A 14197-nucleotide genomic window follows, 5' to 3' on the forward strand; every position below is an offset into this window, starting at 1 on the left:
GCCGGGGTCTCAGCGTGCCGAGAACTGCAGCACCAGGCCCGATTGCTCGGTGGCGTAGCGGCTCAGGTTGGCGAAGAACTCGCCCGCGCCCTTGGTATCGAGCCAGGCGCCCTGCGACGCGTCGTAGCGGTAGTGGAAGCCGCCGGCCTTGGCGGCCAGCCAGATCTCGTGCAGCGGCTTTTGCTGGTTGATCACGATCTGGCTGCGGTTGGCAAAGACCAGGGTCACCATGCCTCCCACGCGCTGGGCATCGAGGTCGGCATCGGTTTCATCGTTGATGCGATCGCAGTCTTGCTCCACCGCCAGCAGCAGTCGTTCGGCAAGGTCCAGAAATTCTTGGTCGGTCATTACAATTCGCTTATGTTGAAAGCCTCGCAAATTCTAGTCAGGTGCATTGCCCTTGGGGCCTGTGCGGCGTCCCTTGCGGCCTGTGGGCAGAAGGGGCCTCTGTTCCTGCCCAGCTCGCCAGCCGCCAGCCACCGCGCCACGCTGCCGCAGACCCTGGGCATCTCCAGCCCGGCCGAGCGGGCAACGCCCGCACCGGCGCCCACCACCTTGCCGACCGGCCCCTCCAATGCAGCCGTCGAGGAAAGCTCCACGCCCACGGGCGCCTCGGACTCCCGCAGGCCACAGGCCGACTGACGCGGCAGCCGCACTGCGGCTTGATGCACGTCAACCCCGCTGCATGGCATGGCGCTTAGAGTGACCGCATCTTGTCCCTCGACAACCCGCCATGCCCGTAGAGCTTTACCGAGACAAAAACCACGCCTGCCTGATGTTCACCGACCTCATCGAGGAAGATGGACAGGCCATCCAGGCCAACCAGTTCCTCATCGTCGATGACGACACGGGCGCCATCATCGATCCGGGCGGCAATCTCGCGTTCAACGAGCTGTTCATGGGCATGTCTCGGCATTTCGCGCCGCACAAGCTTTCCTATCTGATTGCCTCCCACGCCGATCCCGACATCATTGCCTCGCTGGATCGCTGGATGACCAGCACCAAGGCCCAGTTGGTGATCTCGCGCATCTGGGAGCGCTTTGCGCCCCACTTCACCAAGGTCGGCAAGACCGAGAACCGCGTGATCGGCGTGCCGGACGCCGGTGGCCGGCTGCCGCTGGGCCGCCATGAACTGCACCTGCTGCCCGCCCACTTCCTGCATGCCGAAGGCAACTTCCACTTCTACGACCCGGTCAGCCGCATCCTCTTCACGGGCGACCTCGGCGTGTCCCTGATGAATGGCATCGAGGCGCAGGTGCCCGTGACCGACCTCGTGCCGCACATCGCGCGCATGGAAGGCTTTCACCGCCGATACATGGTCTCCAACAAGATCCTGCGGCTGTGGGTGCAGATGGCGCGCCAGCTGCCCATCGACATGATCGTGCCCCAGCACGGCGCGCCCATCATGGGCGCCAAGGCGATTGCCGACCTGTTCAACTGGCTCGAAGGCCTGCAGTGCGGCATTGATCTGTTCGACCAGCGCAACTACCAGTTGCCCATGGCGGACATCGACCCTGTCACCCGCCAGTTGCGCCCTGCCCTGCGCGCCGTCGCCGGCTAGCTTCTGGCGCGCCGGCGGCGCAGTGCATGGGCCACACGCCAGCCCAGCAGCAGCGCAAGAATGGCGGCGTATACGCCGACCTCGGCGAAGTTGTTCTTGCCCGCGCGCATCCAGAAGAAATGCAGCAGGGCCAGCGGCGCCACCGCATAAATGCAGCGGTGCAGCCATTGCCAGCGCTTTGCGCCCATGGCCCGGAGCACACGGTGCGGCGATGTGGCGGCAAGCGCGGTCAGCAAGAGCAGGGCCGCAAAGCCCACGAGGATGAACGGGCGTTTGGGGATGTCGAGCACGATCTCGCCCCAGTCCAGCCCCATGTCGAACCACGCATAGCACAGCAGATGCAGCACGGCGTAGAAGAACACATACAGGCCCAGCATGCGCCGAAAGCGCGCCAGCGCCGTCAGCCCCAGCGCCTGGCGCAGCGGTGTCACGGCCAGCACCACGCAAAGAAAGCGCAGCGTCCAGTCGCCCGTGGAGCGCAGCAGGGCCTCGGCCGGATTGGCGCCAAGAGTGTTCAGGATGGCTCCGGCCAGCAGCCACGCAAACGGCAGCAGGCACACAAGAAACACCAGCGGCTTGGCCGCCCGGTGCAGCAAAAGGCGCTGTAACACCGTCATTGCATGGGCCGCATCAATAGAACTTCTTCAGATCCATGCCCGTGTAGAGCTGGCCGACCTGGGCTTCGTAGCCGTTGAACAGCAGCGTCTTGCGCTTCTTGGCGAACAGGCCATCCTCGCCAATGCGCCGCTCCGTGGCCTGGCTCCAGCGCGGGTGCGGCACGTCCGGGTTCACATTGGAATAAAAGCCGTACTCGTTGCGCGCCGCCTTGTTCCAGGCCGTGCCCGGCTCCTTGTCGGTCAGGCGGATGGCGACGATGCTCTTGGCGCTCTTGAAGCCGTATTTCCACGGCACGACCAGCCGCACGGGCGCGCCATTCTGGTTGGGCAGCACTTCGCCATACATGCCGAAGGCCAGCAGGGTCAGCGGGTGCATGGCCTCATCCAGGCGAAGCCCTTCCGTGTACGGCCAGTCGAGCACGCCGCTGCGCAGGCCCGGCATCTGCGCCTTGTCGGCCAGGGTGACAAATTCCACGTATTTCGCGCTGCCCAGCGGCTGCACCTTGCGCAGCAGTTCGGCCAGGGAATAGCCGACCCAGGGAATCACCATGGACCAGCCTTCCACGCAGCGCAGCCGGTAGATGCGCTCTTCCAGCGGTGCGAGCTTGAGCAGCGCATCCAGGTCCAGTGTCTGCGGCTGCTGGACCAGGCCTTCGATCTTCACTGTCCACGGCCGCGTCTTGAGCGTGTGGGCGTTCTTGGCAGGATCGTCCTTGTCCAGGCCGAATTCGTAGAAGTTGTTGTACTGCGACGCATCGGCATAGGCGGTGACGCGCTCCATGGAGTTCGCGCCCGGCACCTGCGAAGGCACGGAAGCCAGCGCCGCCAGCTTGCCGGGGCGCTGCACGCCTGCCGCCCAGCCCGGCAAGGCGGCACCGGCCGAACCTGCGGCCAGGTACTGCAGCCAGGCCCGGCGCTGCAGGTAGCTCGCCCGGGGCGTGATTTCGCTGCCTTGCGGATGTTGGAAGCCGTTGTCGTGGGAGCGGATCAGCATGGGAATCTCCGAAAGTGCCTGCTGCGGCAGGGGCGCCGGGCGGCATGACGATTGGGAGCCTTGCAGGCCCGCGCAAGTTCCATGCTACGCCCCAGCCTCAACTGCCATGAAAAAGAGCCGGATACAAAAAGGGCTGCATGCGCGCCGGCGCATGCAGCCCTTTGTTCGGCGGCGGTCCGAATCAGCAGCGGATCACAGCTCGCCGTAGCTGTGCAGTCCCGACAGGAACATGTTCACGCCCAGGAAGGCGAAGGTGGTGATGGCCAGCCCGCCCAGCGCCCACCAGGCGGACACGGTGCCGCGCAGCCCCTTGACCAGGCGCATGTGCAGCCAGGCCGCGTAGTTGAGCCAGACGATCAGCGCCCAGGTCTCCTTGGGGTCCCAGCTCCAGTAGCCGCCCCAGGCCTCGGCCGCCCACAGCGCGCCCAGCACGGTGGCGATGGTGAAGAAGGCAAAGCCCACGGCGATGGACTTGTACATCACATCGTCCAGCAGCTCGAAGCTGGGCAGCCGCTCGGCGATGCGCTTGCGCGCCAGCAGGATGCCGGCCACGATCAGCGCCGAGACGCCGAAGTACACCATCCAGTAGCTGCCGCCGTTGTCGGTCGCACCCTTGCGGAAAACGATGGGCTCGAAGCACAGCACCACGCCCAGCATCCACAGCGGCGCGAGCTTGTACCAGCGCGTCTCCGTGGCCTGCTGCTTGATCAGGTAGGCGAAGGAGACCATGGCCGCCAGCGCGAAGGTGCCGTAGCCGATGAAGTTGGCCGGCACATGCAGCTTCATCCACCAGCTCTTGAGCGCCGGCACCAGGGGCTGGATCTCGTGCGCCTCGCGCACCAGCGTGTACCACAGCAAAAAGCCCACGGCCGCGCTGACCACCAGCATCACGAAGCCACCCAGGGCGCGCGTGTCGTAGTGCTGTTCGTAGTACAGATAGAACAGCGCCGTCATCCAGCAGAACATGACGAACACTTCATAGAGATTGCTGACCGGGATGTGGCCCACATCGGGGCCGATCAGATAGCTCTCGTACCAGCGCACCATGGTGCCCACCAGCGCCAGCGTCACGGCCAGCCAGGCCAGGCGCGAGCCCAGCAGCGACAGCGCCGTGCCCTCGCCCCGCGCAAACATGCCGATCCAGTAGAAGACGGTGCTGATGAAGAACACCATGCTCATCCAGAGGATGGCCGACTGGCTGGACAGGAAGTACTTGAGGCCGAACACCGTGTCCGAGCGCGCCAGCTGCGCCCCCTCCGGCCCCTGGTACAGCGCAATGGCCAGCAGCGACAGCCCGGCCACCACCAGCATCAGCGCCCGCAGCGAGCGCCAGAACCAGCCCAGCCAGATGGCCGCGGGAATGGTGCCGACCAGGATGCACTTCTCGTAGACATCCATGTACTCGCCATAGCGCTGCAGCGCATAGAGCAGCCCCGCCGCCACGAGGGCCGCGAACACCCAGTCGAACCAGTTGCGGCGGGCGAAGAAGCCCTCGTTGAGCGTCAAAGTCGTCGTGGTGGCGGTGTTCATGCGGAACCTCCGGGGGGTTTCTTGTGGATGGGCTCGGCGCCTATCAGCTTGCCGGCCAGCATGGCGAATTCTCTATCACCATCGAGCGTTTTGCGATTGGTGGACAAGGCCATTTCGGCATGGCTTTGGCCATCGCGAGGCGTGAGCCAGATCCAGATGCGGCGGTCGCGCACGTACAGCATGCAGAACACGCCGATGATGAGGAACAGGCAGCCCAGATACACCACGTTCTTGCCCGGCGCACGCGCCACCTGGAACACGCTGGCCTGCACCTGCTTGAAGTCCTGCAGCATGAAGACCATGGGCACGGGGTAGAACTGCGAGTCGCTGAGCGAGAACACGGCCTGTGTCATGAAGGACTGCGTCTGCTCGCTGGGCTCCAGCGGTGCCTGGCCGGCCTGGGCCCGCACGATCTGGGCCATCTCGAACAGCACGCCATTGAGAATGCGCACCAGCACCTCGCCCGCGCGTTCACGCTCGGCCGCGGGCACATTGCTTTCCATGAAATCGGAGATGGCCTGCAGCCCGCCCAGCGGCTTGCCATCGGGACCCTTCTTGTCGGTCTGTCCCGCGAACAGCTCCAGCGCCTTGGTGGCCGACTGCGCCAGCGCACCGCTCAGCTCGGAGCGCGAGGAATCGATGGCCTTGGCCACATAGGCCCGGGCCGCCTGCTCGCGCAGTTTGGGATCCTGCAGCGCGCTGCGCAGGCGCAGGAAGGTGTCCATTTCGCTTTCGGGGTCGGCGGGAATGCGCAGATAGCGCATGGCGTCGGCCTGGTTGTCGCGCACGCCCAGCAGGAACACGCGCTGGCCGTCGCCCGTGTCCACGGGCAGCATGTAGTTCTGGAACTCGCGCGCCTGGCCCGCGGCATCGCGCAGCTTGTAGCGGATGCTGGGGCCGATGTTGCGCAGTTCCTTCTTGGTCACGGTCTTGTGGGCCGCGCCCAGGCGCTCGTCGATGGCCTGCTTCAGGTCCACCTTGCGCACATCGGTGGCGCTGCCACTGGCGCCGCCCGCACCGCCGAAGTTCTCGACGTTGATGGTGCGCAGCTCGGCAAACTCCAGCGTCAGCGCCTCGTCCTTGCCGTCGGCGAGCTTGCGCGTGAACTGGCTGGAGCCGCCAATCACGCCTTCGACATCGAAGGGCTTGGTCCCGGCCTCCAGCGGCACGGCATGCAGCTTCACCGACGAGCCGCCGTCATCAAAGCTGGACTGGTAGATCTCGATGCCGCGGTAGCTGGCCGGGTGGTTGACCTCGATGCGCTTTTCCAGCTTCTCGCCCGTGGCCTTGTCGTGGATGACGACCTCGCTGGCAAACAGCTTGGGCATGCCCGTGGAGTAGTACTCGACGATGAACTTCTTGAGCTCCACCGCAAAGGGCAGCTCCTGCAGCAGCACGCCATCGGACTGCGACAGGATGGCCGTGCCCGCCGTGCCGCCCTCGGTCACCAGCAGGTTGCCGCGGAAGGTGGGGTTGCGTTCGCTCAGCCGGTGCTGCTCGGACACCTCGGAGATCAGGCCACCGCCGGTATAAGGTGTTTTGCCTCCCAGCCACATCTGCGCACGCACGATGAGGTCACCGTCGAACAGCCCCCCCAGGCAGATCAGCACGATGGCGCCATGGGCGGCGATGTAGCCCAGCTTGTGGGCCGCGCCCGCCTTGGCGGCCAGCATCCAGCCCGTGCCGGGACCGGCCGCCGTATCGCGCTGCTGCAGCCGCACCTTCCAGCCGCCCGACACCAGCTGCTGACCCAGGCGCCTGGCGGCTTCCTCGGTGCTGCCGGGCACCACGTTCTGCGCACGGTGGCCGAAGGCCTTGAGGCTTTGTTCGCGAACGTTTTCCTTGTAGCTGCGCAGATCGGCCAGGTACTTGGGCGCATGGCGTGCCACGCACAGCGAGGTGCTGATCACCAGAAAGGCCAGGATCAGCAGGAACCACCAGGCGCTGTAGACCGCATTGAGCTTGAGCGCAAGAAACAGCTGGGCCCAGAACGGTCCGAACTGGTTGACGTAGTTGCCCACCGGCTCATGCTGCTTGAGCACGGTGCCGATCACCGAGGCAATGCAGATGACCGTCAGCAGCGAGATCGCAAAGCGCATCGATGCCAGCAGCTCCAGCATCGCGCGCGCGGCCTGCGGGCGGGGAGAGGCAAGAGCGGCACCGGAAGAGTTGTCTGACATGAAGAGCGAAAAACCAAAACCCGAATGAAAAAAGCGGGACCATCTGCATTCATGCGATGGACCCGCCTGGCTTGGGGCGTCTATAGGGCAATAGGTTCCCGGTGATTACCCTGGGAACCGCATCGGTTCCGGGAGCACATCAACGCAGGCCAGCGATGTAGTCTGCCACGGCCTTGATTTCGCGATCGTTAAGCTTGGCAGCAACCTGCGTCATCTGAATGCTATTGCCGCGCTTGCCGTCACGGAAGGCCGTGAGCTGGGTGGTGGTGTAGTCGGCGTGCTGGCCGGCCAGACGCGGGTACTGGGCCGGGATGCCGGCGCCGTTGGGGCTGTGGCAGCCTGCGCAGGCGGCGATGTTGCGCTCCTGGATGCCGCCACGGTAGATGCGCTCGCCCATGGCCACCAGGTCCTTGTCCTTGGCAAAGCCGTCCTTGGGCTTTTGCGCATGCAGCCAGGCGGCGATGTTCTTCATGTCAGGCTCGCTGAGCATGCTGGCAAAGCCCTTCATCACCGGGTCCTTGCGCTTGTCGTCCTTGAACTCCAGCAACTGCTTGACCAGGTACTCGGGATGCTGGCCGGCCAGCTTGGGCTGGATGGGCACCGTCGAATTGCCGTCGGCCGCATGGCATGCCGCGCAGACGGCGGTGTAGCTGGCCTCGCCCTTCGCCAGATCGGCCTTGGCCGCCTTCGGCTGAGCCGGGGCAGCAGGTGCCTCGCCAGCGGAGAAAGCGGGAAAGGCGGGGGCTGCAGCAAGAATGGCAGCCGTCAGCAAAGAGGCAAGCAACTTCATATCGAGGGCGTGGTTCTGTTGTTGAAAGCGCAAAATTCGGCGGATTCTACAATGGGGCCCCCTGTGATTGATATCGTCAGGAACCCTGCTTTCGCCCCTGCGCGCAGAGGAAGACACATTCCTTGATCGTGGTCACAAACTGGCCACGGATCCGGTGCGGAACATGTGTTTTTCGCAACCCAGCATATCGATCTGTGCCAGCGCGGCAATAAGGGCTCTACCCATGTGGCGCGCAATACCACACCCCTTCTTTCCCGGATTCCAGGTCCCTCGCCCGCCTCAGCCCGCGCCGAAGCGGCTTTCGGCCTGCCTGCGGAATTCCGAGGGCGTCATCCCCTTGATTTCAAGGAAGCGCCGGTTGAAGTTGGCCAGATTGCTGAAGCCGACCTGAAAACAGATATCGGCGATGAAGCAATCGGTCTGCATGAGCAGATGGCAGGCACTGTTGATGCGCACGCGGCTGACAAAGTCGGTGAAGCTGTTGCCTGTGGCACGGCGAAAGAAACGGCTGAAGCGGCTTTCGCTCATGCCCAGTTCGGCCGCCACGTCCGCCAGGCTCAGCGGCTCGTTCACGCGCGCCATGATGCGGTTGACCACCTCGTTGATCTGGTCCACCTGGGCCTCGGCCTGCACGCCCTGCATCTGCACGGCCGACAGCAGCCGGTAGTCGGTGCATTCGGAAAGATCGGACAGCAGATCACAAAAGGCCGCGAAGCGGCGCATGCCGCGCGCACCCCGGACCGCCTCCCAGTGCACGCGCGCTGCCTCGGCCATGCCGAAGAACTCGATGCCGTGGCGCGCGCGGTCCAGCAGCTGCAGCACCTCGCGCATCTCGGGGATCTGCTCGGCCGCACGGGCAATGGGATCGTGGTTGAACAGGATGACGAGATCGCGTTCGGGCGCGCCGGCCTCGGGCACGTCGAACGATATCCAGTTGTGCGGCAGGCGCGGCCCGCACAGCACGAGGTGGCCCGGCTCGAACGGCCCTATCCAGTCACCCACGAAGGCACGGCCCGAGGTGTGGGTGATGAGATGCAGCTCGTACTCGTCATGGAAATGCCAGCGCACCAGCGGACTCGGGAAACCATGCGCCAGGCAGCGCACCAGGCCACTGCCCTCCACGTCTTCATAGCCCAGGGCGGGCGTGCGGACAAAGTCGCGCTCCAGTTCGGGATGGCGCTGGCGCGGCGGGCGGCGGCGTGTGCTGGGCATGGCAGTCGGTCAATCAGGGACGATGGAGACGGGCACAGGGCGCACGGTAACACCGGCGGCCGCTACGCCCTGTGGTGCTGCTGCGCCTGCGCAGCATCCAGGCCCGCAAGCGCGGCATCCAGCTCCGCACGCCAGGGCGGCTGGGCGCCGGCGCGCGTGCAGTTGAGCGCGGCAGCCGTGGCCGCAAAGCGCAGCACCTCGCGCCACGCGGCATCTGGCAGGGACTGCAACTGCTGCGCCTGCTCCACGCCGCGCTCGAGCAACGCCACGGACAGTGCCGCGCCAAAGGTGTCGCCCGCGCCGATGGTGTCCGCCAGCGGCACTGCAGGCGGGCGCACCGACAGCGGAGCGCGGCCTGCACGCAGCAAGGTGGCGCCCTCGGCCCCCTGCGTGAGCACCACGGCCCTGGGCCCGCGCGACAGCCAGCTCCCGGCAGCCTCCAGCACCGGCTGACCGGGCGCGATGAAGGCCGCATCCTCGTCGCTGAGCTTGACCAGGTCGGCCAGGGCCAGCCAGGCCAGGCAGTCGCGCCGGAAGGCCTGCGCATCGCGGATCAGCGTGGGGCGCACATTGGGGTCGAAGACGATGAGGCGCCGACCGCGCTGCGCGGCCACCAGATCCAGGATGCGCGGCCCCGCCGGCGCATGCAGCAGCGCGATGGAGCCGAACTGCAGGATGCGGCATTCGTCCGGCAACTTCGGCAGCTCGGCAGGCGCCCACAGCGTGTCGGCCGTGCCCTGCATGTAGAAGGCATAGCGGTTGGTGTGTTCGCCGCGCTCCACAAAGGCCAGCGTGCTGGGCGCGCTGCAGCGCTGCACCAGGCGCATGTCCACGCCGTTGCGCTGCAGGTGCGCGAACAGGCGCTCGCCAAATAGGTCCTCCGAGAGCTGCGAGACAAGGCCCGTGGCCTGCCCCAGCCGTGCCGCCGCGATGGCGCCATTGGCGGGCGCCCCGCCCTCATGGCCCTGGAAGGCCAGGCCACCCGTGGCGGTGAAATCGATCAGGGCCTCGCCCACGATGGCTATGCGCATGTCAGCTCCGCCTTGTGCATGTTTCGGTTCTGTCCACAAATGCCCGTACCCGCTCCGAGGCCCGGCGCACCGACTCCACCAGCTGCGGATGGCCTGCCACCTCGCCCCACAGCAGCGGCTCGGCGCACAGCGAGGCCACGGGATCGGGCGCCGCGCAGATGGCATGCGCCACCGCCGGGTCCATGGCCTGGTCCTGGTACGCATAGGGCAGTGTGCCCCGGTGCCAGCGCTGCAGGAAGGCCAGGAACAGCGCTGGCAGCATGGCCGCGGCATCGATGGCGGCGTTGTCCTCCAGCCGCTCGCGCAGCGTGGGCGCGATGAAGCCGGGGATCTTGGCAAACCCATCGGCCGCCACGCGCTGGTTGGTGTCGCGCAGGGCCGCATTGCCAAAGCGCTCCAGCACCGTGTCACGGTAGGCCGGCAGGTCCAGCGGGCTGGGCCGGCCCGGTGCGCAAAGGCAGGCGATCACATCCCGGGTCACGTAGTCCCAGGCCATCTGGCGTATCGCGGGCACGGCGCAGCCTTCGTGGATATGCTCCAGGCCCGCCAGCGTCCCGGCCCAGGCGATGCAGCTGTGGCTGGCGTTGAGGATGCGGATCTTGGCCTCTTCGTAAGGCGCCACCGAGGGCACCAGCTCCACGCCCACGGTCTGCCAGGCGGGGCGCCCGGCAATGAAGCGGTCCTCGATCACCCATTGCGTGAAGCGCTCGGCCATCACCGCGGCCTCGTCGTCGCGGCCGGTGGCGGCCAGCACGCGCGCGCGCAGCTCCGGTGGCGGGCGGGGAGTGATGCGATCGACCATGGCGTTGGGGCAGCTGGTATGCCGCTGTGCCCAGTCGGCCAGCCCATGCAGCTGTGCCTGGCGCATGAAGGCCAGCAGGCCGGCGCGCAGGCGGTCGCCGTTGTGGCGCAGGTTGTCGCAGCTCAGCAGCGTGACGGGGCCGGCATCGGTGGCGCGGCGCGCCTGCAGGATGGCGCAGAGCACGCCATAGAGGGTGGTCCCCGCCTCGCCCCGGCGTGCGCGCTCCAGGTCCTGCGCCAGATCGGGATGCGCGGCGTCGAGCGCTCCCTGACCATCCAGGCAGTAACCGGCCTCGGTGACCGTGAAGGAGATGATGCGGGTGGCCGGCCAGGCGCCCCGCTGCACGACGGCGGCCAGCCCGGGCGCGTACGGAATCACCTCGCTCAAGGCATCCATCCACTGGTAGTGCACCGTGCCGTTGGGCGCAATCGTCTCCAGCGTGTAGGCACCGCCTTGGCGCACCAGGGCGTGCAGCGTCTGCGCCATGTCAGGGCGCAGATTGGCGCCCACCAGCGCCCACTGCGTGTCGCCCGCATCCATCAATCGCTGCTGGTAGGCAGCCTGGTGCGCGCGATGGAAAGAGCCCAGTCCCAGGTGCAGCACCGTGGGGCGGGAAAGGGAGGAGGCAGTCGCGTTCATGGTGTCCCGGACAAAGGGATGGGAAGAGACGGAAAGAAGAAGGCAGGGCTCGGCCGCCAGGCTCAGCAGGCCGCCAGCGCACGGCCATCGCGGTCGAACAGATGGAGCATGCAGCCCGGGTCGAGGCACACCCTCACCCCATCGCCCACGGCCAGCGGCATGCGCTCGGTCTGGCGCGCCACCAGCGGCACGCCGGCCACGTCCACATGGACCAGCGTGTCGGCACCTAAGGCTTCGATCAGGTCCACGCGCCCCTGGACGCCAGCCCCATCACTGGGACCTGCATCTGCCCGGGACAGGCGCAGCGCCTCGGGGCGTATGCCCAGCGTGCCGTCCCGCGGCAAGCGCCCCTGCGTGCTGGCCGACAGGCCCGGCACGGCATGGGCCGCCAGCAGGTTCATCGGCGGCATGCCGATGAACTGCGCGACAAAGCGGTTGGCCGGGCGGTCATAGAGCTCCAGAGGAGAGCCCACCTGCTCGATGGCGCCGTCGCGCATCACCACCACGCGGTCGGCCAGGGTCATGGCCTCCACCTGGTCGTGCGTCACATAGATGGTGGTGGCGCCCAATGCACGATGCAGCTTGAGGATTTCCACGCGCGTGTTGCCGCGCAGCGCCGCATCCAGATTGGACAGCGGCTCGTCGAACAGGAAGACCTTGGGCTCGCGCACGATGGCGCGTCCGATGGCCACGCGCTGGCGCTGCCCGCCCGACAGATCGCCCGGGCGGCGCTCCAGGCAGGCCGTGAGATTGAGCGTTTCTGCCGCCCGGCCGACCTTGCGCAATATCTCCTTGCGCGGCACGCCCGCCAAGCGCAGCGCAAAGGACATGTTGTCGTACACGCTCATGTGCGGGTACAGCGCATAGCTCTGGAACACCATGGCCAGATCGCGCCGGCCCGAGGGCGCGTGCGTGATGTCGCGCCCATCGAGCAGCAGATGGCCCGCGCTGACGGACTCCAGCCCCGCGATCAGGCGCAGCAGCGTGGATTTTCCGCAGCCCGAGGGGCCGACGAAGACGATGAACTCGCCGCGCTCGATGGCGAGGTCCACGCCACGGATGATGTGCGCCTCGCCAAAGCTCTTGCGCATGTCTTGCAGTTGCAGATAGGCCATGGTTTTCTTGGTTTGAAGAGCGGCTACTTGACGGCGCCGAAGGTCATGCCCTGCACCAGTTGCTTCTGACTGAACCAGCCGAATACCACGATGGGCGCGATGGCCAAAAGCGAGGCGGCCGAAAGACGGGCCCAGAACAGCCCCTCGGGGCTGGAGTAGGAGGCGATCAGCGTGGCCAGCGTGCCGGCGCGCGCGCTGCTGAGGTTGAGCGACCAGAAGGCCTCGTTCCAGCTCAGCACCAGACACAGCAGGCCCGTGGAGGCAATGCCGCCCAGCGCCAGCGGCAGCACCACATGGCGGAACTCGGCCCACAGGCCGGCGCCATCCATGCGCGCGGCTTCGAGGATCTCGTGCGGGATGTCCTTGAACGCGCTGTAGAGCATCCACACCATGATGGGCAGGTTGGACAGCGTGAACACCACGGTCAGCACCGTGAGCGTGTCCAGCAGGCCGGCGCCCTGGGCCAGCACGTAGATGGGCAGCAATGCGCCCACGGCGGGCATCATCTTGGTGGACAGCATCCACATCAGCACATCGCGTGTGCGCCGCGTGCGAAAGAAGGCCATCGAGTAGGCGGCGGGCACGGCGATGGCCAGGCCCGCCAGGGTGGACCCCAGGCTGGTGACCAAGGAGTTGCGCGCGTGCAGCAGGTAGTTGCTGCGCTGCTGCACCTCGCCGAAGTTGGCCAGCGTGGGCTCGAACACGAACAGCGGCGGCACGGCAATGGCCTGCAGCTCGGTCTTGAACGCGGTCAGGAACAGCCAGCCCAGCGGAAAGAACAGCAGCAGCGCCAGCGCCCAGGCCGCGGCGGCACGCAAGGCGGTGGAAAGTGAAGGGGCCGTCATGCGCTCAGTCCAGGCTCTTGCCGACGATGCGGATCAGGAAGACGGCAACGATGTTGGCCAGCACCACGGCGAACAATGCCCCCGCAGAGGCCACGCCCACGTCGAAATGCATCAGCGACTGCTTGTAGATGAGATAGGTGAGGTTGGTGCTCTCGTTGCCCGGGCCGCCCGCCGTGGTGATGGCGATCTCCGCAAACACGCCCAGCAGGAAGATCATCTCGATCATCACCACCACCGCCATCGGTCGGGCCAGATGGGGCAGCGTGAGGTGGTGGAAACGTTGCAGGGCATTGGCGCCGTCCATGCGCGCCGCCTCCATCTGCTCGCGGTCCAGCGACTGCAGCGAGGTGATGAAGATCAGGCAGGCAAAAGGCAGCCACTGCCAGGACACCATGATGACCACGGACAGCAGCGGCACCTCGGTCAGCCAGTCCACAGGCTCCAGGCCCAGCGCCCTGCACAGGCTGGCCAGCACGCCGTAGATGGGATTCATCATCATGTGCTTCCACAGCAGCGCGTTGACGGCGGGCATCACGAAGAAGGGCGAGATCAGCAGCACGCGCACCATGCCGCGGCCCGGAAATGGCTCGTTGACCAGCAGCGCCAGCAGCACGCCCAGCACCACGGTGATCGACACCACGCTGGCCAGGAACACCAGGGTCTGGCGCACGGCGGGCATGAAGTCCGGGTCGGTGACGAAGAACTCGTAGTTGCGCAGGCCCACGAAGGGGTGGCCGCCCGGCTGCATGAGGTTGTAGTCGACGAACGAGAAATACACCGTCATCAGCAGCGGCACCAGCATCCAGCACAGCAGCACGGCCACGGCGGGAGCCATGAGCGCGCGGGGCAGCAGGCGCGTCATGGGCGCGGGGCTTGGTCGA

Annotated in this window: 14 protein-coding genes; 2 read left to right on the forward strand and 12 right to left on the reverse strand. The window is 66.5% G+C overall.

Annotation, left to right across the window (positions count from 1 at the left end; translation table 11 throughout):
- Positions 1-9: 9 nt before the first annotated feature.
- Positions 10-348 (reverse strand): iron donor protein CyaY, encoded by a 339-nt coding sequence (cyaY, locus tag ACF8ME_RS02865; protein WP_016445535.1) that lies wholly within the window; start codon positions 346-348, stop codon positions 10-12.
- A gap of 12 nt (positions 349-360) precedes the next feature.
- Between cyaY and ACF8ME_RS02870 the strand changes: the two genes are divergently transcribed.
- Positions 361-642, forward strand: a complete 282-nt coding sequence (locus ACF8ME_RS02870; protein WP_082254145.1) for a lipoprotein — start codon at positions 361-363, stop codon at positions 640-642.
- Between the two features lie 91 nt (positions 643-733).
- Positions 734-1561, forward strand: coding sequence for an MBL fold metallo-hydrolase (locus ACF8ME_RS02875; protein WP_012207382.1), 828 nt, complete (start codon positions 734-736; stop codon positions 1559-1561).
- On the opposite strand, the gene ACF8ME_RS02880 is transcribed toward ACF8ME_RS02875, so the two are convergent.
- From ACF8ME_RS02880 to ACF8ME_RS02930, 11 genes are all read right to left on the reverse strand, one after another.
- On the reverse strand, positions 1558-2178 hold the full coding sequence (locus tag ACF8ME_RS02880) for a sulfite oxidase heme-binding subunit YedZ (RefSeq protein ID WP_026062808.1): 621 nt from the start codon (positions 2176-2178) through the stop codon (positions 1558-1560). The genes ACF8ME_RS02875 and ACF8ME_RS02880 overlap by 4 nt on opposite strands.
- 13 nt (positions 2179-2191) lie before the next feature.
- Complete coding sequence (gene msrP, locus ACF8ME_RS02885; RefSeq protein ID WP_016445533.1) at positions 2192-3172, reverse strand: protein-methionine-sulfoxide reductase catalytic subunit MsrP; 981 nt, start codon at positions 3170-3172, stop codon at positions 2192-2194.
- Positions 3173-3364: 192 nt separating this feature from the next.
- A complete protein-coding gene (ccsB, locus tag ACF8ME_RS02890; RefSeq protein WP_016445532.1) occupies positions 3365-4702 on the reverse strand; it encodes a c-type cytochrome biogenesis protein CcsB in 1338 nt (445 codons plus the stop codon).
- Entirely contained in the window at positions 4699-6882 is a 2184-nt protein-coding gene (locus tag ACF8ME_RS02895; RefSeq protein ID WP_047217117.1) for a cytochrome c biogenesis protein ResB, read from the reverse strand. The genes ccsB and ACF8ME_RS02895 overlap by 4 nt, the downstream gene beginning before the upstream one ends.
- Positions 6883-7021: 139 nt before the next feature.
- On the reverse strand, positions 7022-7672 hold the full coding sequence (locus tag ACF8ME_RS02900; protein WP_016445530.1) for a cytochrome c: 651 nt from the start codon (positions 7670-7672) through the stop codon (positions 7022-7024).
- 279 nt (positions 7673-7951) lie between these two features.
- Entirely contained in the window at positions 7952-8884 is a 933-nt protein-coding gene (locus ACF8ME_RS02905; protein ID WP_016445529.1) for an AraC family transcriptional regulator, read from the reverse strand.
- A gap of 62 nt (positions 8885-8946) precedes the next feature.
- Complete coding sequence (locus tag ACF8ME_RS02910) at positions 8947-9915, reverse strand: carbohydrate kinase (RefSeq protein WP_016445528.1); 969 nt, start codon at positions 9913-9915, stop codon at positions 8947-8949.
- Position 9916: 1 nt separating this feature from the next.
- Positions 9917-11356, reverse strand: a complete 1440-nt coding sequence (dalD, locus tag ACF8ME_RS02915; protein ID WP_392415147.1) for a D-arabinitol 4-dehydrogenase — start codon at positions 11354-11356, stop codon at positions 9917-9919.
- A 62-nt stretch (positions 11357-11418) separates the two neighbouring features.
- Positions 11419-12471: an ABC transporter ATP-binding protein gene (locus tag ACF8ME_RS02920; RefSeq protein WP_392415148.1), complete on the reverse strand. Its 1053-nt coding sequence runs from the start codon at positions 12469-12471 to the stop codon at positions 11419-11421.
- 23 nt (positions 12472-12494) lie between these two features.
- Entirely contained in the window at positions 12495-13316 is an 822-nt protein-coding gene (locus ACF8ME_RS02925) for a carbohydrate ABC transporter permease (protein ID WP_026062016.1), read from the reverse strand.
- 4 nt (positions 13317-13320) lie between these two features.
- Positions 13321-14178: a carbohydrate ABC transporter permease gene (locus tag ACF8ME_RS02930; RefSeq protein ID WP_016445524.1), complete on the reverse strand. Its 858-nt coding sequence runs from the start codon at positions 14176-14178 to the stop codon at positions 13321-13323.
- Between the last annotated feature and the right edge of the window lie 19 nt (positions 14179-14197).

Origin of the sequence: Delftia sp. WSY_7 (genome assembly GCF_043104845.1) — a bacterium.
GTDB lineage: Bacteria > Pseudomonadota > Gammaproteobacteria > Burkholderiales > Burkholderiaceae_C > Comamonas > Comamonas tsuruhatensis.